Annotated in this window: 16 protein-coding genes; 6 read left to right on the plus strand and 10 right to left on the minus strand. The window is 67.7% G+C overall.

Translation table 11 applies throughout. The features are described from left to right. Nucleotides 1-21 precede the first annotated feature (21 nt). The gene (locus QFZ23_RS20360) at nt 22-213 is read right to left on the minus strand and encodes a YegP family protein (protein ID WP_306925751.1); all 192 of its coding nucleotides are present in this window, start codon (nt 211-213) and stop codon (nt 22-24) included. Nucleotides 214-398: 185 nt separating this feature from the next. On the opposite strand from QFZ23_RS20360, the gene nboR reads away from it, so the two are divergent. Beyond that, a complete protein-coding gene (nboR, locus tag QFZ23_RS20365) occupies nt 399-1,007 on the plus strand; it encodes a nicotine blue oxidoreductase (RefSeq protein WP_306925753.1) in 609 nt (202 codons plus the stop codon). Nucleotides 1,008-1,040: 33 nt separating this feature from the next. Here nboR and QFZ23_RS20370 read toward each other — a convergent pair whose 3' ends face one another. The 7 genes from QFZ23_RS20370 to QFZ23_RS20400 form a co-directional block, all read right to left on the minus strand. Beyond that, nucleotides 1,041-1,691, minus strand: coding sequence for a uracil-DNA glycosylase (locus tag QFZ23_RS20370; RefSeq protein WP_306925755.1), 651 nt, complete (start codon nt 1,689-1,691; stop codon nt 1,041-1,043). 30 nt (nt 1,692-1,721) lie between these two features. Then, nucleotides 1,722-2,702 (minus strand): aldo/keto reductase, encoded by a 981-nt coding sequence (locus tag QFZ23_RS20375; protein WP_306925757.1) that lies wholly within the window; start codon nt 2,700-2,702, stop codon nt 1,722-1,724. 57 nt (nt 2,703-2,759) lie between these two features. Continuing rightward, nucleotides 2,760-5,636, minus strand: coding sequence for a molybdopterin-dependent oxidoreductase (locus QFZ23_RS20380; protein ID WP_306925759.1), 2,877 nt, complete (start codon nt 5,634-5,636; stop codon nt 2,760-2,762). A gap of 2 nt (nt 5,637-5,638) precedes the next feature. Continuing rightward, nucleotides 5,639-6,580, minus strand: a complete 942-nt coding sequence (locus QFZ23_RS20385) for an FAD binding domain-containing protein (RefSeq protein ID WP_306925760.1) — start codon at nt 6,578-6,580, stop codon at nt 5,639-5,641. After that, nucleotides 6,571-8,016, minus strand: coding sequence for an XdhC family protein (locus tag QFZ23_RS20390; RefSeq protein ID WP_306925763.1), 1,446 nt, complete (start codon nt 8,014-8,016; stop codon nt 6,571-6,573). Before QFZ23_RS20390 ends, QFZ23_RS20385 begins: the two co-directional genes overlap by 10 nt. Nucleotides 8,017-8,202: 186 nt before the next feature. After that, complete coding sequence (locus QFZ23_RS20395; protein WP_373427908.1) at nt 8,203-9,768, minus strand: NCS2 family permease; 1,566 nt, start codon at nt 9,766-9,768, stop codon at nt 8,203-8,205. Nucleotides 9,769-9,774: 6 nt separating this feature from the next. Then, a complete protein-coding gene (locus QFZ23_RS20400) occupies nt 9,775-10,269 on the minus strand; it encodes a nucleoside deaminase (RefSeq protein ID WP_306925764.1) in 495 nt (164 codons plus the stop codon). A 397-nt stretch (nt 10,270-10,666) separates the two neighbouring features. Here QFZ23_RS20400 and QFZ23_RS20405 point away from each other — a divergent pair, with 397 nt between their 5' ends. Both QFZ23_RS20405 and ligD read left to right on the plus strand, forming a co-directional pair. Next, entirely contained in the window at nt 10,667-12,061 is a 1,395-nt protein-coding gene (locus tag QFZ23_RS20405) for an 8-oxoguanine deaminase (RefSeq protein WP_306925766.1), read from the plus strand. Nucleotides 12,062-12,107: 46 nt separating this feature from the next. Further along, on the plus strand, nt 12,108-13,361 hold the full coding sequence (gene ligD, locus QFZ23_RS20410) for a non-homologous end-joining DNA ligase (RefSeq protein ID WP_306925768.1): 1,254 nt from the start codon (nt 12,108-12,110) through the stop codon (nt 13,359-13,361). A 108-nt stretch (nt 13,362-13,469) separates the two neighbouring features. Here ligD and QFZ23_RS20415 read toward each other — a convergent pair whose 3' ends face one another. Continuing rightward, complete coding sequence (locus QFZ23_RS20415; protein WP_306925769.1) at nt 13,470-13,643, minus strand: hypothetical protein; 174 nt, start codon at nt 13,641-13,643, stop codon at nt 13,470-13,472. A gap of 378 nt (nt 13,644-14,021) precedes the next feature. Between QFZ23_RS20415 and pucL the strand changes: the two genes are divergently transcribed. Both pucL and QFZ23_RS20425 read left to right on the plus strand, forming a co-directional pair. Then, nucleotides 14,022-14,930: a factor-independent urate hydroxylase gene (pucL, locus tag QFZ23_RS20420; protein WP_306925771.1), complete on the plus strand. Its 909-nt coding sequence runs from the start codon at nt 14,022-14,024 to the stop codon at nt 14,928-14,930. Between the two features lie 148 nt (nt 14,931-15,078). Beyond that, nucleotides 15,079-16,560, plus strand: a complete 1,482-nt coding sequence (locus QFZ23_RS20425) for a nucleobase:cation symporter-2 family protein (RefSeq protein ID WP_306925773.1) — start codon at nt 15,079-15,081, stop codon at nt 16,558-16,560. A 118-nt stretch (nt 16,561-16,678) separates the two neighbouring features. On the opposite strand, the gene QFZ23_RS20430 is transcribed toward QFZ23_RS20425, so the two are convergent. Next, nucleotides 16,679-17,434, minus strand: coding sequence for an IclR family transcriptional regulator (locus tag QFZ23_RS20430; protein WP_306925776.1), 756 nt, complete (start codon nt 17,432-17,434; stop codon nt 16,679-16,681). A 211-nt stretch (nt 17,435-17,645) separates the two neighbouring features. On the opposite strand from QFZ23_RS20430, the gene QFZ23_RS20435 reads away from it, so the two are divergent. Continuing rightward, nucleotides 17,646-19,112 (plus strand): NAD-dependent malic enzyme, encoded by a 1,467-nt coding sequence (locus tag QFZ23_RS20435; protein WP_306925778.1) that lies wholly within the window; start codon nt 17,646-17,648, stop codon nt 19,110-19,112. Nucleotides 19,113-19,133: the final 21 nt, after the last annotated feature.

Raw genomic sequence — 19,133 nt, forward strand, 5'->3', positions numbered from 1 at the left:
CCGCCGTCGCGCTTCTCTGGATTAGGTCAGGGACGTCCTGCCGTCAACAACGAACCCGGTGGCTGCGCTTTCCCGGACTGCCGTGATCCCCGCGGCGACTGCCTTGATGTTGGGAAAGCTGGGCGAAACCGCAACCACGGTTCCGTCATCGGCTGTCAGCCTGAACCGGAATTGCCCTGCGCCCGCCGTCTCGATTACGAATGTGCCTGCCATAGATGCTCCTTCCGACAGCTGCACCGTTGCAGCCGCCATTACGACCCCCAATTGCCAACACGACATATCCGACGTTAGCCGCCATTCACTGGACGAACCACCCCTACTACCGGGTAGTATCCGGCTGCACCCAGACCAAACGCCCCGGTCCGGGCGCCCGGTGCGGCATGGCCTAGGCTGATTCCATGACCGCCTCCCCCCTTCCCCAGGCCACGGGCGTGCTGCTGGCGGCGGGTGCCGGCACCCGCCTGGGCCGCGGCCCGAAGGCGCTGCTTCCGTTCCGGGGACGCACCCTCGTGGAGGTCCTGGCGGACATGCTGGTCGACGGCGGCTGCCGGGGGGTTGTGGTGGTGCTCGGCGCGGGCGCCGGGGACGTCCGGGGGCGGACTGACCTGGCCCGTCACACTGTGGTGGAGAACCGGGAGTGGACCGGCGGAATGGGCAGTTCGTTCCAGACGGGGCTGGACCGCGCACCCCCGGAAGACCATGTGCTGGTGGCGCTCGTGGACCAGCCCGGGCTGACCGCGGAAACTGTCGCCCGGCTGTTGCGGGAACACCGGCCGGGCAGGGTGACTACCGCCGCCTACGCCGATGCTTCCGGGCAGCTCCGGCGCGGCCATCCGCTGCTGCTCGACGCAACGCTGCGCGCGGAAGCTGCGGCGTCGGCGGGCGGGGACGTCGGTGCCCGGTTTTTCCTGCAGGCCCACCCGGAGCTGGTCGACCTGGTGGACTGCTCCGACCAGTCCCGCGGCGAAGACCTCGACACCCCGGACCAGCTGCACCTGCTCGGCTAGTTCAGCGACGGGCGAGGGCGGCGCGGCGGGCAGTCACTGAAAGTTCCCCGCCGCTAGAAGCTCCTGCAGTCCCTGCTTGAAGCGGACCCTCCCGCCATGGGCCGGATGCCTGATTTTCGGCACATCCACGCCGCCGCGGCGGAGGCTGGTGTATGCAACGTTCCCCACGGCCACCACGGTTTCGATGGGAAAGATCCCTCTCAGGGCCTGCCAGAACGGGGTGCCCAGCGCCGCTTCCGCGGGTGTGGGCGTGCGGTTGGACAGCGGCTGTCCCGGCACATGCGTATGCCAAGGGCAGGCACTCCACAGCAAAGGGAGGAAGCCGAGCTCGGCCAGGACTTCCCACATCACCGTGGCCGTCGGTTCGGCGGCGACGCCGGCGGCCTCTGGCGGCAGCACATACCCTTTTCCTGTCCCGAAAAGCCCGAAGGGATTGGCTGCCCCCTCGAACATGGGGCGGTTGGTGAAGGGAACACCCGTGATCCGCATGCCCCGGAAGCCCGGCGCCTCCCCCACCAGCAGCACCTTCGGGGCCCGGTCCAGCATGTCGCTGAGATAGACCAAGAGGTTTTGCCGGCGCAGGGCATTGGCGGGAACCGAGTGGTCGAAGAAGTTGGTGCACCCCGGCCCGGTTTCGACGGCGGCGAGCCGGTCAGTGAAGTCTTCGATCGACGATGAGGTCATGCGCCCGCCTCCCCTTCGCCCGCGTTGCTGTTACCAGCGGGGGTGGACAGCCTCGCGGAAGTAGTGGTCGTAGATCCAGCGCACGCCTTCGTCGAACTCCGGGCTGAGTACTGTGCCGCCCGCGGCTGCATTGGCCCTCGCCTGCTCCACGGATCGGGCACCGGGAATGACCGACGTGACGCCGTCCTGCGCGGCGACCCACGCGATGGCCGCCTGCGCGGTTCCGGAGCCCTCCGGTACCAGCTGTTCGAACTCGGCCACGGCTTTGAGCCCCAGCTCGTAGTCCACCCCGGAGAAGGTCTCTCCGACGTCGAAGGCGTTCCCGGCGCGGTTGTAGTTGCGGTGGTCGTTTTCGGCGAACGTGGTGTCCTTGGTGTACTTCCCGGACAGCAGGCCGGAGGCGAGCGGAACCCGGGCGATGATGCCCACCCCGGCGGCCTTTGCGGCGGGAAGAACCTCCTCCAGCGGCTTGAGCCGGAAGGCGTTCAGGATGATCTGCACGGACGCCGTGCCCTCGTGCCGCAGGGCTTCGAGGGCCTCGTCGGTCCGCTCCACGCTGACGCCGTAGTTCCGAATGGCCCCCTCGGCGACGAGGGTGTCCAGGGCGTCGTACACCTCGGCCCGGCTGTACACGGCGGTGGGCGGGCAATGCAGTTGGACCAGGTCCAGGGCGTCGGTGCGAAGGTTGCGGCGCGACCGGTCCACCCATTCGCGGAAGTTTGCCAGGTTGTAGTTTTCCGGGCGCTGCTCCAGCCTGCGGCCCATCTTCGTGGCCACCGTGATGCCCGTGCCCGGGTTGTCGGCGAGGAACGCTCCGATGGCCTGCTCGCTGCGGCCGTCCCCGTAGACGTCAGCGGTGTCGAAGAAGGTCACGCCGGCCTCCGCCGAGGCGGCGAGGATGGCCTGCGCCTGGGCCGGGTCAACGTTGCCCCAGTCCGCGCCGAGCTGCCAGGTTCCCAGTCCCACGACTGAAACGTTCCGTCCGGTCTTGCCTAAGATGCGCTGTTCCATCCCCCGACTATATGTTGCCAACCCCGCGCGGAGTCACTTCACGCGCTCCGTTGCGGCTCACGGGGCGAAAAGTGACTCCGCGTTGCCTGGACCAGCGGGAACGCTGCCCTCGGGAACGCTGCCCGCCGCAGGAACGAGTCCCGCCTCCTTCAGCCCCAGGTAGATCTTGTCCCGGGCGATCGGCAGCTCGGCGAACCGCACGCCGGTGGCATTCCGGATGGCATTGGCCAGCGCCGGCGCCACGGGGTTGAAGGGGCTTTCGCTCATGGACTTGGCCCCGAGCGGTCCCAGGGTGTCGTTCGTGTCGGCGAAGTACACCTCGCTGCGCGGCACGTCGGCGAAGGACGGGATGTGGTACTGCCGGAGGATATCCGTGGTGACCCGGCCGGCGTCATCCACCCGGACTTCCTCGTAGAGGGCCGCACCCAGGGCCTGGGCAATCCCGCCCTCGATCTGGCCCCGGCACTGCCGCGGGTTCACCACGACGCCGGCGTCCGCCGCCTGCACGCTCTGCAGGATCCGCAGCTCACCTGTCCCGGTGTTCACAGCCACGCGGAAACCATGGACGTTGAAGGCCACCGAGCGCGGCGTTCCGCCCCAGCGCCCCTCGGCCTCGAGTTCTATCCCGGTCTGCCGGGCGGCGTCGAACAGTTCGGTCAGCGGCACCCGGGTTCCCTCGCAGACGACGGCGTCGCCGTCGAGCACGCACCCGGATGCCTGGATCTGCCGGACGCCGGCGGCGAACGCCCGGATCCGGACGGCCAGTTCCTCGGCGGCGGCCAGCGTGGCCTTGCCGGCCACCACGGTGCCGGCAGAGCCGAAGGCACCGGTGTCATGCTCGATCAGGTCCGTGTCGGACTGCCGGACGGCGACCCGTGCAGCCACAGTGGACAGCGCCGTCGCCGCCAGCTGCGCGTGGACCGTGGTGGTGCCGTTGCCGAATTCGGCGGTTCCGACGTCGGCGGCGTACGTTCCGTCGGCCAGGAGCCGGAGCCTGGAATGGGCGAAGTGGCCCCGCGGCGGCACGGTGTCGATCATGGACAGCGCCGTGCCCTCCCCCGTGACCCAGTCCGGTCCCAGGTCGTCGAGGCCGGCGGACCGGTAGCGTTCGCGGCCGCGTTCCAGCGCATCCTGCACCAGGCGGGTGCACTGGTCCAGCCCGTAGCTGCCGTAATGGACGTCCTCCTCCGGCTCGGAATGGGTGGAGAGCATGTGGTCGCCCTCGCGGACCATGTTGCGGCGGCGGAATTCCAGCGCGTCCATGCCGACGCCCTCGGCCAGTTCGTCGATAGCCGATTCGATGGCGAAGATCATCTGGCTGAGCCCGTAGCCGCGGAAGGCGCCGGACGGCACGGTGTTCGTGTAGACCGCGGCCGCGTCGACCTTCTTGTTGGCGCACTTGTAGACGGCCAGGGATTCACCGCAGCCGTGGAACATGACCCCGGGGGCGTGGTTGCCGTAGGCCCCCGTGTTGGTGAGGACGTCCAGCTGCAGCGCCGTGAGCCTGCCGTCATTGCTCGCTCCGGCCTTGAGCTTGATGGTGAACGGGTGGCGCGTGGTGCTGGCCGTGAACTGCTCCGTCCGGGTGAACTCCAGCTGCACGGGCCGCCGCAGTTTCAGGGCCGCGAGCGCGGCGATGTCCTCCGTCAGGACCTCCTGCTTTCCGCCGAAGCCGCCGCCCACCCGGCCCGCCACCACGTGCACCTGGTCTTCCGGCAGCCCGAACAGGCGGCAGAGCGTGCGGCGCACCAGGAACGGAACCTGGCTGGACGTGCGAATATGCAGCCGGCCGTCGTCGTCCACCGAGGCGATGGAGGCGTGGGTTTCCAGCGCCACGTGCTGGACGCGCTGGGTCCGGTAGGTCTGCTCATGGATGAAGTCGGCCGTCGCGAAGCCGTCGCTGACGCTGCCAAGCTCGGAGTGCAGCTCGGCCACGATGTTCCGATCCGGCTGGGCGATCCGCGCCGTACTGGCATCCTTGTCCCCGTGCAGGGCTGGCGCGCCGGGCAGGATGGCGTCCTGCGGGGTGAACACCGCAGGCAGTTCCTGGTACTCCACGCGCACCGCGCGGACGCCGGCTTCCGCTGCCCCCACCGATTCGGCGACGACGGCCGCCACGCGCTGGCCGCGGAACCTCACCACAGTGTCCAGCAGCCGGGTGTCGTCGGGGTCGTCGGTGTAGAGCTCGTGCTGAGCGCTGGAATACAGCTGGTCCGGGGCGTCCTTGGCGGTGAGCACGGCCACGACTCCCGGCACCTCCATGGCCGCCGCGGTGTCGATGGACAGGACCCTGGCGTGCGCATGCGGTGAACGCACGAGCTTCATGTGCAGCAGGCCGGGCAGCGCCTCGGCCGGGACGTCCAGCGTGTAGCGGGCCTGCCCGGTGACCACTGCGCGGCTGGCGGGGGCCGGAACGTTGTCACCCAGCCGGCCGGGCTCCGGGGCGGGCTGGCCCTCGGCGGCGATGCCCGAGCCGGGGCCTTCAGGGGCCGGGTGGCCTTCGTGGCCGCAGACGGCGTCCGCGATGGCCCGGTAGCCGGTGCAGCGGCACAGGTTGCCCTTCAGGTTGCGCGGCAGGTTTTCCTTCTGTGCGTCGTCGAACGTGGCTGCCGTCATCACCATGCCCGCGGTGCAGAAGCCGCACTGGAAGCCCTGGCGCTCCAGGAACTGCTGCTGGACCGGGTGCAGGTCTGCTCCCGGGTTCGTGGCTGCGAGGCCTTCGATCGTGGTGACGGCGTGGCCCTCCGCGCGCACGGCCGGGTAGATGCAGCTGTGCACCGGGGTGCCATCCACGTGCACGGTGCAGGCTCCGCAGTCGCCGCCGTCGCAGCCCTTCTTGACGCCGAGGTTGCCCTGCTCCCGGAGGAACGTGCGCAGGCACTGGCCGGGCCGCGGCTGAGCCTGCACCGGCGCGCCGTTGATTTCCATGGCCATGCTCAGGCCCCTCTCTTCGTCTGCCGGGCCGGCTGCTGCCGCATCTGCGTCTGCTGCGGCGGCCAGAAGTCGCCTGACACTGTTGCCGGCGCTCCGGCGGGCAGGCCCAGTTCTGTCCGGATTTCTTCGGCCAGGCGGTGCGTCATATCGCGGCGCCACGCAGGCAGCCCGTGGATGTCGTCGTGGTAAAGGTCCGCCGGGACGGCGGCTTCAAGTTCGTCCGCCAGCTCCGGCGCGTCCGGCAGGGACGCGAACCGCAGCTGCAGGGGCCGTTTGGTGGCGGCGGTGACGGTGAGCGTGAACCGGCCGCCGCCGTCGAGCCTTCCGATGAGCAGCACCCCGGACCTGCCGAGGTTGCTCAGCGAGAGCCGGCGGAACGCCACCCGGGAGGACAGGGCCGACGCCGGCAGGCTGACGCTGCGGAGCAGCTCACCGGGTGCCAGTGCGTTTTGCCCGTCCCCGGTGATGAAGTCTGCCACCGGGAGCTCCCGGCGGGAGCCTCCCGGGCCGAGGATTGTGGCCGTGCCGTCCAGTCCTGCGCACAGCGAGATAATGGGGCCGGCTGGCAGGGACGTGCACAGGTTGCCGCCGACGGTGGACATGTTCCAGACCTTGAAGGACGCCACGAAGGAGTCGCAGCAGGGCCGGATCAGGTCCAGGCCAGGCCAGTCTCCCGCGCCGGCGCCATGTTCGGCCAGCGCATCGGGGAGCGCGTACAGCTCGGCGATGGTGCAGGTGGCGGCGAGCTCTATACCATCCGCCGTCACCGTGACAGCCTGCCAGCCGGCTGAGCCGAGGTCCAGCAAGCGCCGCAGCGGCTCGGGGCCGAAGGCGGTGCTGCCGTAGGAAAAGAGGACGGTGCCGCCCGCGAGCCAGGCGTCGCCTTCGCGCCAGTCGGCGGGGTCGGTGGTGCGGACCACCGCCTCGATGGTGTTCATGTCCATGCGATCTCCTGGGATGCCTGCTCTGTACTGAATGCCGGTTCTGCGTGAGCGCTCCCGGCTTCGGGAAGGGAATGGATGGGTCCGGTGCCGTCCCGCAGTGGAGTGCAGGCGACGGCACCGCTGCGCGCCGCGATCAGCTCCGCGGTGATGGAGACGGCCACTTCCGCCGGTGTGACGGCACCGAGGTCCAGGCCGATCGGCGAATGCAGCCGTGCCAGCTTCTCCGGTGCCACGCCGGCCTCGAGCAACCCGTCGATGCGCTGCCGGTGGCTGCGGCGCGAGCCCAGGGCGCCGACGAAAGCAACATCAAGTTCCAGGGCTTCCTGCAGCAACGGGATGTCGAACTTGGGATCGTGGGTGAGGACGCAGATGACCGAGCGGGAGTCGATCCGGCCTGCTGCGGCTTCCGCGGCGAGATACCGGTGTGGCCAGTCGGTGGCCACCTCGTCCGCGGCGGCGAAACGCTCCTGCGCTGCGAACGCCGGCCGGGCATCGCACAGCGTGACGCGGTAGCCGAGCAGCTTCGCGGCCGGTACCAGCGCCGCGCCGAAGTCGTTGGCGCCAAACACCAGCAGCCGGGCCTGCGGCAGGCGACTCTCCACCAGCAGCGTCACGGGTTCGGGCGACGCCACCCCGCCATCAGTACCGCGGGCGCCACGGCCAGAAACACCACAGCCCTGCGGCGGAGCCAGCCGGACCAGCCCCGTCCGGCCGCCGCGCAGCAGCGGTTCGAGCTGGGCCGCTGCCGCCAGGAGTGCTTCCCATCTGGCCCCAGCGTCCAGGTTCAAAGCGTCCAGCCCCAGCAGGGCCGCGAGCTCAGCCGATCCCGCAACCTCGAAGGCGCCAGGATCCGGAACTACGACGACGGAAGGCGGCTGTGTCCGCGCCGTCACCTCTGTTCCGGCTCCCGGAGTTCCGGTAGCCTGAGCGCCGGCAGCCTGAGCGCCGGCAGCCTGAGCGCCGGCAGCCTGAGCGCCGGCAGCCCCCAATGCGCTGCCGGACACGGTCCCGCCGGAAATGCTCCTGCCAGACGCACCGTCGATTCGCCGGATCAGGGCCAGCGGCCGTCCGGGGTCCCCGGCGGCAAACTTGCGGAGGTCCCCGAGCCCGGCGGCGTTGCCATCCAAGGGCTGGATGTGGACCTCCAATTCACCGCCGCAGGTGAGCCCGACGGCAAATGCGTCCTCGCTACTGAAGCCGAACGCCTCAAGGCGGGTGCCGCCGTCGGCCATCACTTCCAGCGCCGAGGCAACCACGGCCGCTTCAACACAGCCGCCGGAGAGGCTGCCGAGTATCTCGCCGGATTCGGACACCAGCATGGAGGTCCCTGTCGGCCGCGGCACGGAGCCGCTGGCGGTGATGATGGTGGCGACGGCGCACCGTTCCCCGGAGGCCGCCGGGCGCCAGCCGGCCAGAGAAGGCATCAGATCCAGCATGGCAGCACTCCCTCTTTCCGTGCGATGGTGCCCATATTCTCGTTCCTATCCTTGGTAGTTGAAAGCGTTTGGACGCCGGTCCGGCCCAGCGACGCGCAAACGGTCCGGGGATGCGCGGATTCCCGTGTCCTCCGGCCGTTTGCGCGTCGCGGTGCATTTTCCGCGTCCCGGCGCCTGTTTCGGGTCTTACGCCCCGAGCAGTGCGCTGACCGGACCCCGCGCGAAGTAGACCACGAAGCCCGCGGTGACCACCCACATCAGCGGGTGAATCTTCTTCGCCTTGCCGGAGGCCGCGCCGATCACGGCCCAGCTCACGAAGCCCACGCCGATGCCATTGGCGATCGAATAGCTCAGCGGCATGGTGACGATCGTCAGGAAGGCCGGCAGTGCCACCGCGAACTTGGTGAACTTGATCTCGCGGATCTGCGCCATCATCATCGCGCCCACCACCACCAGGGCGGCGGCTGCCACCTCAAGCGGCACCACGCTGGTGAGCGGGGTGAGGAACATGGACCCCAGGAATAGCGCTCCGGTGACCACCGAGGCCAGCCCGGTGCGTGCCCCCTCGCCGATCCCCGCAGCGGAGTCGATGTACACGGTGTTGGAGGAACCCGACGTCGCGCCGCCCATCACCGCACCCACGCCTTCGACGATGAAGGCGGACTTGAGCCGGGGGAACGTGCCGTCCTTGTGGGCCACGCCCGCGCTCTTCGCCAGCCCGGTCATGGTGCCCATCGCGTCGAAGAAGTTGGTGAAGACGAGCGTGAACACCAGCATCGTCGCGGCCAGGCCGCCGATCCGGCCGAAGGCGCCGAACAGGTCGAACTGACCCACGAGGCCAAGATCCGGCGCAGAGACTAGATGGCCCGACAGCACCGGCGTGTTCAGGTGCCAGCCGCCCGGGTTCGTTTCGCTGGCGGGGCCGATGTGCAGGAATGCCTCGACGACGGCGGCCAGAGCCGTGGTGGCAACGATGCCGATGAGCAGGCCGCCCTGGACCTTCCGTGCCACCAGGATACCCATGGCCAGCAGGCCCACGATGAACACCATGGTGGGCATGGAGGTGATGGAGCCGTTGTCGCCGAGCTGGACCGGCGGTCCGCCGGCCGTGGCCTTGACGAAGCCCGAGTCCACGAAGCCGATGAAGGCGATGAACAGGCCGATGCCCACCGTGATGGCGGCCTTCAGTTCCTTGGGCACGGCCCGGAAAATCGCGGTCCGCGCGCCGGTGACACCAAACAGGACGATCAGGATGCCGTTGATGACCACCAGGCCCATGGCCTCGGCCCAGGTGACTTCCTGGATCACCGCCACGGCAAGGAAGGAGTTGATGCCCAGCCCGGCCGCCAGGCCGAATGGCAGGTTGGCGATCAGGCCGAACGCGATGGTCATGACACCGGCTGTCAGCCCGGTGACGGCGCCCACCTGCGCGGCTGAAAGCCAGCCGCCGGCGACGTCAGTCGGGGCGTTGTCCGCGCTGAAGCCGCCCAGGATCAGCGGATTCAGGATGACGATGTAGGCCATCGTGAAGAAGGTGACCAGCCCGCCCCGCACTTCCCGGGCCACGGTGGAACCGCGCCGGGTGATGTGGAAGAAGCGGTCAAGGAACGAGGTCGACGCCGGGGGCTTGGGGCCGTTGCCCCGCTGTGCCTTTCCGGTTGCCGGGTACATTTCGAGTGCCGCTGTCTGCCCTGCACCCTGAAGCGCAGCCTGCTGTTCAGCGGTATTGTCCAGGATTGTCATTTCAGCCACCGGGCCCTAGTAGTCAATCCTGGAGTCGAGCGTGTTCCAGGTGTTGAACGGCTCCAGGATGGCCGGGGCTTCGGGGTGACCCAGCTCCAGCTTGGAGACCGGCATCAGGGCGTGCCGGTCCTCGTTGTCGAAGTACTCGTAGAAGACGGCGTCGTCGAAGCCCACGGAGGCAGCGTCGTGCCGGTCGGCGGCGAAAACCACGCTGTCGATGCGGGCCCAGAGCGCCGAGGCGAGGCACATGGGGCACGGCTCGCAGCTGCTGTAGAGGGTGGCCCCGCGGAGGTCAAAGGTGCCCAGCCCGCTGCATGCGCGGCGGATGGCGGTGACCTCGGCGTGGGCGGTGGGATCGTTGTCGGCGGTGACCCGGTTGACGCCGTCGAACGTCTGCCCGTCGGCGGTGACGATCACAGCGCCGAACGGGCCGCCGCTGTTCAGGACGTTGGCGGTTGCCAACCGGATGGACCTGGCCAGGAATGCCTCGGCCGTGACGGTGGTACTCATGATGCGACTCCCTTTGCTGTGGAAGCCGGTACCCCGCGACGGAACGGAAAGGACCAAGTGCGACGGTTACCAGGCTTCAGCATGTGCTTTTGAAGGTTAAGTTGCGCCTGGTAGATAGCTTCCCGGAGTCCGGGTGCCCGCCTTTGGCAACTCGAGATTAGCACCGGAATGTGGTCCGCGCCATAGTTTTCTGGAACTTTAATTTCGTAATGTGAAATTCGTGTTACCGGCGGTTCACGCGGGCAGTTTCTGCCGCGTCACAAAGCGCGGCCGTTGACGTCCTCCCGCACCCGATCTACGCTGGTGCCGACCCGCCGCCGTCGGGCAGCATGTCCCCTGGATCAGCAGACAGGACCACTGAGCTGGAAAGTATCAGCACGCTCAGACAAGGACCCTCATGACCCAGCTCTTTGACTCTCCCTCGACGGTCCCGCAGCCGGAGCCTGAATCCCGGCTCTGGATCCGGAACCCGCTGGCTGCCTTCACCGCCAACGGCCTCGACGCCTCGGGCGGCCTGGTGGTAAGCGGCGGCAGGATTGTGGAGGTGCTTGGCGCCGGACGGACGCCCTCCGCACCCTGCCAGCGGACCTTCGACGCCGGCAGCCACGTTGTGCTCCCCGGCCTGATCAACACCCATCACCACTTCTACCAAACGCTCACCCGCGCATGGGGTCCGGTGGCCAACGCTCCCCTGTTCCCCTGGCTGCAGAACCTCTACCCGGTCTGGGCCAGGCTGACCCCGCCGGATCTTGAACTCGCAGCCACCGTGGCCCTTGCCGAACTGCTGCTCTCCGGCTGCACCACCGCCGCCGACCACCACTATCTCTTCCCCGCGGGGATGGAGGACGCGATCGACGTCGAAATCGGCGCCGTCCGGCGACTCGGCATGCGGGCCACCCTGACCCGCGGCTCCATGACACTGGGAGAGGACGACGGCGGGCTGCCGCCGCAGTCGACGGTGCAGACACCGGAGGCGGTGCTGGCGGACAGTGAGCGTCTGATCAGCGAGTATCACGAGCGCGGAGACGGCGCCGCGATCCAGATTGCGCTGGCGCCCTGCTCGCCGTTTTCCGTCACCAAGGAGATCATGGCCGAGAGCGCGGCACTGGCGGACCGGCATGACGTCCGGCTGCACACGCACCTCGCGGAGACCCTTGACGAGGAGCAATTCTGCCTCGAGACGTTCGGGCTGCGGACCGTGGACTACCTGGACAGCGTGGGCTGGCTGACGGACAGGACGTGGCTGGGCCACGGCATCCATTTCAGCGACGCTGAAATCGCCCGGCTGGGAGCGGCGGGAACCGCCGTCGCCCATTGCCCGACGTCGAACATGCGCCTCGCGTCCGGCACCGCCCGGGTGCTCGAACTGGAGGAAGCGGGCGTGCCCGTGGGGCTGGGAGTGGACGGATCGGCGTCGAACGATGCCTCCAACATGATTCTCGAGGCGCGGCAGGCGCTGTACCTGCAGCGCCTCCGCTACGGCGCGCAGGTTCCCGTCGAGCGCGCGCTGGGCTGGGCCACCCGCGGGTCGGCGGCGGTGCTGGGACGGCCGGACCTGGGCCAGTTGGCGCCCGACATGCAGGCGGACCTGGCCCTTTTCCGGCTGGACGACCTGCGGTTCTCCGGCAGCCACGATCCCCTCGCCGCCCTGCTGCTGTGCGCCGCCGACCGCGCGGACCGCGTGATGGTGGGCGGCGAGTGGCGCGTGGTGGACGGTCAGATTCCGGGACTGGATGTGGCCGGCCTGGTTGCGGAGCATTCGGCGGCGGCGCGGCGGCTCGTGAACGGCTGAGGCCCCCGCCGTTCCGATGAGGTTGGCCAACTGCTAGCGTGGCGCCATGACTCCGTCGAAGACGCCGGCCGAGATCCTGGACGTTGCCGGCACCGAGGTCCGCATCTCGAGCCCGGACAAGGTGGTGTTCCCTGAGCCCGGGCTGACGAAGCTCGACCTGGTGCGCTATTACGTGGCGGTCGCGGATGGCGCGCTGCGCGGCGCAGGCGGCCGGCCGATGGTGCTCAAGCGCTTCCCGAAGGGGATCGACGCGGAGGCGTTCTTCCAAAAGCGCGTGCCGGACAACCATCCCGATTTCATTGACACGACGACGCTGCACTACGCGTCGGGGACGTCGGCGGAGGAAGCCGTCATCCGCGACGCCGCGGGCCTGGCGTGGGTGGTGAATCTTGGCTGCCTCGACCTCAACCCGCATCCGGTCCGCGCCGAGGACCTCGAGCACCCGGACGAGCTGCGGGTGGACCTGGATCCAATGCCGGGGGTCGACTGGTCGCAGATTGTTGATGTCGCGTATGTCGCGCGGGAGGTGCTCGACGATGTCGGGCTCGTGGGGTGGCCGAAGACGAGCGGGTCCCGGGGACTCCACATTCTGGTGCGCATCGCCCCGCAGTGGTCGTACAGGGACGTGCGGCTCGCTGCGGAAACCCTCGCCCGGGAAGTCGAAAACCGCGCTCCCGGCCTCGCCACCGCGCGGTGGTGGAAGGAGGAGCGCGGCGAGAGTGTGTTCGTGGACTTCAACCAGAACGCGAAGGACCGCACGGTGGCATCGGCGTACTCGGTGCGGCCGCTGCCTGACGCCCGGGTTTCGACGCCGCTCACCTGGGACGAAGTCCGCTTCGCCCGGCCGGAACAATTCACGGTGCCCACAGTGCTGGAGCGTTTCGCCGAGATGGGGGACCCACACACCGGCATTGACGACGCCGTGGGAATGCTTGACGGGCTTCTCGCGCTGGCTGCCGAGCTCGGCCCCGCCGAGAAAGCGCCGCGCGGCGCCAACGGCTCCGGCCGGCGGCAGTCGGTGATGCCGCTCATCGAGGTGGCCCGCACCAAAACCAAACCGGAGGCACTCGCCGCGCTCGACGAGTGGAAGTCCCGGCATGCGGACGTGGTCCCCGCCCTGCACCCGGCCGATGTGCTTGTCGACGGAATGCGCGGGTCAAGCTCACTCTGGTACCGGGTGCGGGTGAACCTGCAGCATGTCCCCGAAGCGGAGCGTCCCCCGCAGGAGGAGCTCATCGCCGACTATGACCCGTGGGCCGGCAAGGAGTGGCCGGGGCGCCCGGGGTCTTCAACGGCCTGAGGACGCACTAGTGGTCCGGCGACACAGAAAAGGTCCGGCGACACCCGAATGCGGGTGTCGCCGGACCATTTTCGCGTCATGCGGCGAATACTGCGTCCTTGGCAGCGGCTATGGCCGCCTGCCGAAGACCGGAAGCGCCCGGAGCCACCGCGACAGGCTGCCGGAGCGCCGGTCGCAGTCGGCCGGGATGTAGAAGTCGGGGTCCGTGGCGCCGAACGGCAGGTACAGCTCCTGGCCTGGCGCCGGGAATTCCGCGACGTCGTTCTGATCCTGCGGGTCCATCTGTTCCTCCTCGTTTCTTGCCTCGCGCTACTCAACGATATTTCGTATAACGGAAATCAATTTCTGATATGTGAAATCTTACGAGCGGCGTTGGCGGAGCGTCAAGACCCCTCCCCAAACCATCCGGCGCCCCTCGGTCACAATCGGTTTTTTGACTTTGTGATGTACACCACCGACATGCTGCGCTACGCTTTAAGTCAATTCGTGGCCCAGGTCACGTAACCTGGGAGCAGCAGGCAGGGTCGTAATGAGCTGGCATCACAACTGATGTCGGCTCATTTTTTGTTTTGGGTCGACGCCACAGGAAACGCGTGGGCAACACGCACTTAATTTCTATGTGGGACTTTCGTTCCACATACCGGAAGTTGGGAACAGACCATGAGCAACAAGATCGTCCTCGGCCACAACCAGTACGGCAAGGCCGAAGTCCGCGTCGTCAAGATCACCCGCGACACCGACCGCCATGAGATCGAGGACCTGAACGTCACGTCGCAGCTCCGCGGGGACTTCGAAGCCGCCCACCTCGAAGGCGACAACGCCCACGTGGTGGCCACCGACACCCAGAAGAACACCATCTACGCCTTCGCCCGGGAAGGCGTCGGCTCCCCCGAGGCTTTCCTGCTGCGCCTCGGCGAGCACTTCACCTCCAGCTTTGACTGGGTCACCGGCGGCCGCTGGGAAGCCGAGTCCTACGCCTGGGAACGCATTCAGGCACACGGCAGCGCGCACGACCACTCCTTCGTCCGCAAGGGCCAGGAAGTCCGCACCGCCGTCCTGGTCCGCGACGGCGCAGCCACCCACCTGATCTCCGGGCTCAAGGACCTGACCGTCCTGAAGTCCACGCAGTCCGGCTTCGTCGGGTACCCAAAGGACAAGTACACCACCCTGCCGGAAACCACCGACCGCATCCTGGCGACCGATGTCTCGGCCCGCTGGCGCTTCAGGGCCGGCACGGATTTCAGCTCGCTGGACTTCAACAAGAGCTACGAGGACGTCAAGAGCCTCCTGCTTGAAGGCTTCACCGAGAAGTACTCCCACGCCCTCCAGCAGACCCTGTTCGACATGGGCGCGAAGGTCCTGGAAGCCCACAGCGAGATCGAGGAAATCAAGTTCTCGATGCCCAACAAGCACCACTTCCTGGTGGACCTCGCGCCGTTCGGACTCGACAACCCCAACGAGGTCTTCTACGCGGCCGACCGCCCGTACGGACTCATCGAAGCCACCGTCCTGCGCGACGACGCCGAGGCAGCCGACGCTGCCTGGTCAGGCATCGCCGGCTTCTGCTAGGCCTCGGCCGGCCGGCCCGCGGACACCAAAGTCCGCGGGCCGGCCGGCACAGCAAGAATTCCCGGCCCCCGGCCCCACACGACTCAAATTGTTAGCCAGACATTGTTAGCCAGACGAAGGCGTCTGCCATGAACCAAGAAAGTCTGCCATGAACATCACCAAGAAAAGCCGCCCAGCGGCAACCCGCCCGGAAGATCAGCGCCTCTCGATCGGCAGCACTTTCGCCTACGGGTTCCAGCACGTCCTCACCATGTACGGCGGCATCATCGCGCCGCCCCTGATCATCGGCGCCGCGGCCGGCATGTCATCCCAGGACATCGGCCTGCTCATCGCAGCCTGCCTCTTCGTCGGCGGCCTGGCCACCATCCTGCAAACGGTCGGCATCCGCTTCTTCGGCTCCCAGCTCCCGCTCGTTCAGGGCGTCTCCTTCGCCGGCGTCTCCACCATGGTGGCGATTGTCCACGGCGGCGGCGGAATCCAGGCGGTCTTCGGCTCCGTGATCGCAGCCTCGCTGATCGGGCTGCTCATCACTCCCCTGTTCTCCAAGATCATCAAGTTCTTCCCGCCGGTCGTCACCGGCACCGTGATCACCACCATCGGCCTCACGCTGATGCCGGTGGCCGCCAACTGGGCCATGGGCGGCAACAAGGCGGCCCCCAACTACGGCAGCATGGCCAATATCGGCCTGGCCGCCGCCACCATGGCGATCGTCCTGCTGCTGAGCAAGGTGGGCAACGCCGCCATCTCCCGGCTTTCCATCCTCCTCGCGATGGTCCTCGGGACCCTGATCGCCCTCGCTTTCGGCATGGCTGACTTCTCCAAGGTGGGCACGGGCGAGATCGTCGCGTTCCCCACCCCGTTCGCCTTCGGTCCGCCGACGTTCGAGATCGCAGCGATCATCTCCATGCTGATCGTCATCCTGGTGACGCTCACCGAGACCTCCGCGGACATCATCGCCGTCGGCGAGATCGTGGGCACCAAGGTTGATTCGAAGCGGATCGGCGACGGCCTCCGGGCTGACATGCTCTCCAGTGCCATTTCCCCGCTGTTCAACTCGTTCACCCAGAGCGCCTTTGCCCAGAACGTGGGCCTCGTCGCCATCACGGGCGTCAAGAGCAGGTTCGTCGTCAGCGCCGGCGGCCTCATCCTGGTCATCCTCGGCCTGCTTCCGGTCCTTGGCCGGGTGGTGGCGGCGGTGCCGACGCCCGTTCTGGGCGGTGCCGGCGTCGTACTCTTTGGAACGGTTGCCGCCAGCGGCATCCGGACGCTCTCCAAGGTGGAGTACCGGAACAACATGAACCTGATCATCGTGGCCGCGTCCGTCGGGTTCGGCATGATCCCGATCGCGGCGCCGGCCTTCTACGACCAGTTCCCGTCCTGGTTCAGCACCATCTTCCACTCCGGCATCAGCTCGGCAGCGGTCATGGCCATCCTGCTGAACCTGCTGTTCAATCATCTCAAGGCGGGCAACTCGGACAACCAGTCAGTGTTCGTGGCGGGCACCGGGCGCGTCGTCAAGGAGGAGGAACTGAAGTGCCTCGCCGACGGCGACCGCTTCGAAGGCGGAAAGCTGATCGACTGCGACGGCAAGGAAGTGCCCATCCAGGCGTCATCCAACTCCGAGCATTAGCGTCCACTTAAGCGCGAACGGACACTTGTGGCCCTGTTTCTGCAGAGAAACGGGGCCACAAGTGTCCGTTCGCGCTCCAAGGCATCGGAATCCGCGGTTAATGGAACGACGGCGGGGGTTAGTTTTGGTTGAGCTCGTCCGAGATGGCCTGGGCTGCTTCGCGCAGGAGCGGCACGGCGCGGTCGGCGAAGGCCTGGTCCACGCGGGAAACGGGCCCCGAGACGGAGATGGCGGTGGGCGTGGGCGCGTTGGGCACGGCCATGGCGAAGCAGCGCACGCCGAGCTCCTGCTCCTCCTCGTCAATCGAGTAGCCCCGTTCCCGGATCCGGTTCAGGTCAGCGATCAGGGAATCGAAGTCGCCGATGCTCTTGGCCGTGGGCGTGGGCATGCCGGTGCGGGTCACGATGCCGCGCACCACCTCGTCGTCCAGCTGCGCCAGGATTGCCTTGCCGACGCCGGTGTCATGCGTATGGGCGCGGCGGCCTACCTCGGTGAACATGCGCATCGAGTGCAGCGACGGCACCTGCGCCACGTAGATCACCATGTCCGAGTCCAGCACGGCCATGTTGGACGTCTCCCCCAGCCGGTCCACGAGGGACTTCAGCTGCGGCCGCGCCAGGGCACCGAGCTGCTTGTTGGCGCCTTCGCCGAGCCGGATCAGCCGCGGACCGAGGGCGTAGCGCCGGTTGGGCAGCTGCCGGATGTATCCCAGCGCCACGAGCGTGCGCAGCAGCCGGTGGATGGTCGGCAGGGGCAGGTCCGTGGAGGAGGAGAGCTCGCTGAGTGTCACGTCGCCGCCGGCGTCGGTGATCAGTTCCAAAAGTTCAAAGACGCGCTCAACGGACTGCACGCCTCCGGTGGCTTTCTCAGCCATGTAGCACTCTCCTGTTGCCTCGAATACGACAACTCTTATCCGCATCGTGAAAAAAGTTGCTTAGACAGCCAAAGATACAGCAAGGCGCCGGGCCGCGTCGATGGAACCATTAAGGGCTTGTATTTCCATAAAGAGGATAATAATATCCATAATACGAAAACATTCAGCCAACGAGCCCACCCCCGTGATGGGCCCGACAGGAGGACATTCAATGGCGAACCCGAGCCCCGGAAACTCAATCACCCTGCGCGTGGAAGCCCCCTCGAGCTTCACGGCCACCAGCGAGCTCGCGGCAGCCGTCGGTGCGGCCGGAGCAGCCATCACTGCGCTGGACGTCACCGAGTCCCACCACGAGACCCTGGTTGTCGACGTCACGTGCAACACCACCGACCAGGACCACGCGGACCGCGTGAAGGATGCGCTCAACGCGCTCGACGGCGTCACCGTCCGCAACGTCTCGGACCGCACGTTCCTGATGCACCTCGGCGGCAAGCTCGAGGTGGTCCCGAAGGTAGCCCTGCGCAACCGCGACGACCTCTCCCGCGCTTACACCCCTGGCGTCGCCCGCGTCTGCCTTGCCATCGCCGAAAACCCCGACGCCGCCCGGAACCTGACGGTCAAGCGGAACACGATCGCCGTGGTCACCGACGGTTCTGCCGTCCTGGGCCTCGGCAACATCGGCCCCGCAGCCGCGCTTCCAGTCATGGAGGGCAAGGCCGCGCTGTTCAAGCAGTTCGCCAACGTTGATGCCTGGCCGGTCTGCCTGGACACCCAGGACACCGAGGAAATCATCAAAATCGTCAAGGCCCTCGCCCCGGTCTATGGCGGCGTCAACCTCGAGGACATCGCCGCACCGCGCTGCTTCGAGATCGAGAACCGGCTCCGCGAGGAACTGGACATCCCGGTCTTCCACGATGACCAGCACGGCACCGCGATCGTCACGCTGGCCGCGCTGGTCAACGCCCTCCGCGTCGTGGGCAAGAAGCTTTCCGAGGTCAAGATCGTGGTCTCCGGCGTCGGCGCCGCCGGCTCCGCGATCATCCAACTCCTCAAGGCCCAGGGCGCGCAGCACATCGTCGCCGCCGGCCGCTCCGGCGCCATCCACTCGGGTGAGAAGTACGACGACGAACACCGCAGCTGGATCGCGGCCAACACCAACGCGGAAGGCTTTGCCGGCACGCTGCACGAGGCCCTCAAAGGTGCCGACGTCTTCATCGGCGTGAGCGCACCGCACGTGATCGGCGAGGAGCAGGTTGCCTCGATGGCGGACAAAGCCATCGTCTTCGCCATGGCCAACCCGACGCCGGAAATCGACCCGACAGTGGCATCCAAGCATGCCGCCGTCGTCGCCACCGGCCGCAGCGACTTCCCCAACCAGATCAACAACGTCCTGGCCTTCCCGGGCTTCTTCCGCGGGCTGCTGGACGCCGGGGCATCGGACATCACGCCGGAGATGCTGGTGGCCGCCGCAGAGGCGATCGCCAACCGGGTTGCTGACGACGAGCTCAACGCCAGCTACATCATCCCCAGCGTCTTCGACCCCCACGTTGCCGCTGACGTCGCGGCAGCAGTCGCCGCCGCAGCCCACGCCGCAGCCGGTACTGGCATCGCGAAGGCAACAGCGGAAGACTCAACAGAAGAAGCAGCGCCCGCGGACGCGGCTCTCGCCAACGCCTGAATCAGCCCTGGAAAGGACCCA

This window comes from Arthrobacter globiformis (genome assembly GCF_030818015.1).
In the GTDB taxonomy this organism is placed as follows: Bacteria; Actinomycetota; Actinomycetes; order Actinomycetales; family Micrococcaceae; genus Arthrobacter; species Arthrobacter globiformis_C.

Coding starts and splice junctions, on each gene's coding strand:
- QFZ23_RS20360 (WP_306925751.1), bottom strand. CDS start 213: ATGGCAGGCACATTCGTAATCGAGACGGCGGGCGCAGGGCAATTCCGG.
- nboR (WP_306925753.1), top strand. CDS start 399: ATGACCGCCTCCCCCCTTCCCCAGGCCACGGGCGTGCTGCTGGCGGCG.
- QFZ23_RS20370 (WP_306925755.1), bottom strand. CDS start 1,691: ATGACCTCATCGTCGATCGAAGACTTCACTGACCGGCTCGCCGCCGTC.
- QFZ23_RS20375 (WP_306925757.1), bottom strand. CDS start 2,702: ATGGAACAGCGCATCTTAGGCAAGACCGGACGGAACGTTTCAGTCGTG.
- QFZ23_RS20380 (WP_306925759.1), bottom strand. CDS start 5,636: ATGGCCATGGAAATCAACGGCGCGCCGGTGCAGGCTCAGCCGCGGCCC.
- QFZ23_RS20385 (WP_306925760.1), bottom strand. CDS start 6,580: ATGGACATGAACACCATCGAGGCGGTGGTCCGCACCACCGACCCCGCC.
- QFZ23_RS20390 (WP_306925763.1), bottom strand. CDS start 8,016: ATGCTGGATCTGATGCCTTCTCTGGCCGGCTGGCGCCCGGCGGCCTCC.
- QFZ23_RS20400 (WP_306925764.1), bottom strand. CDS start 10,269: ATGAGTACCACCGTCACGGCCGAGGCATTCCTGGCCAGGTCCATCCGG.
- QFZ23_RS20405 (WP_306925766.1), top strand. CDS start 10,667: ATGACCCAGCTCTTTGACTCTCCCTCGACGGTCCCGCAGCCGGAGCCT.
- ligD (WP_306925768.1), top strand. CDS start 12,108: ATGACTCCGTCGAAGACGCCGGCCGAGATCCTGGACGTTGCCGGCACC.
- QFZ23_RS20415 (WP_306925769.1), bottom strand. CDS start 13,643: ATGGACCCGCAGGATCAGAACGACGTCGCGGAATTCCCGGCGCCAGGC.
- pucL (WP_306925771.1), top strand. CDS start 14,022: ATGAGCAACAAGATCGTCCTCGGCCACAACCAGTACGGCAAGGCCGAA.
- QFZ23_RS20425 (WP_306925773.1), top strand. CDS start 15,079: ATGAACATCACCAAGAAAAGCCGCCCAGCGGCAACCCGCCCGGAAGAT.
- QFZ23_RS20430 (WP_306925776.1), bottom strand. CDS start 17,434: ATGGCTGAGAAAGCCACCGGAGGCGTGCAGTCCGTTGAGCGCGTCTTT.
- QFZ23_RS20435 (WP_306925778.1), top strand. CDS start 17,646: ATGGCGAACCCGAGCCCCGGAAACTCAATCACCCTGCGCGTGGAAGCC.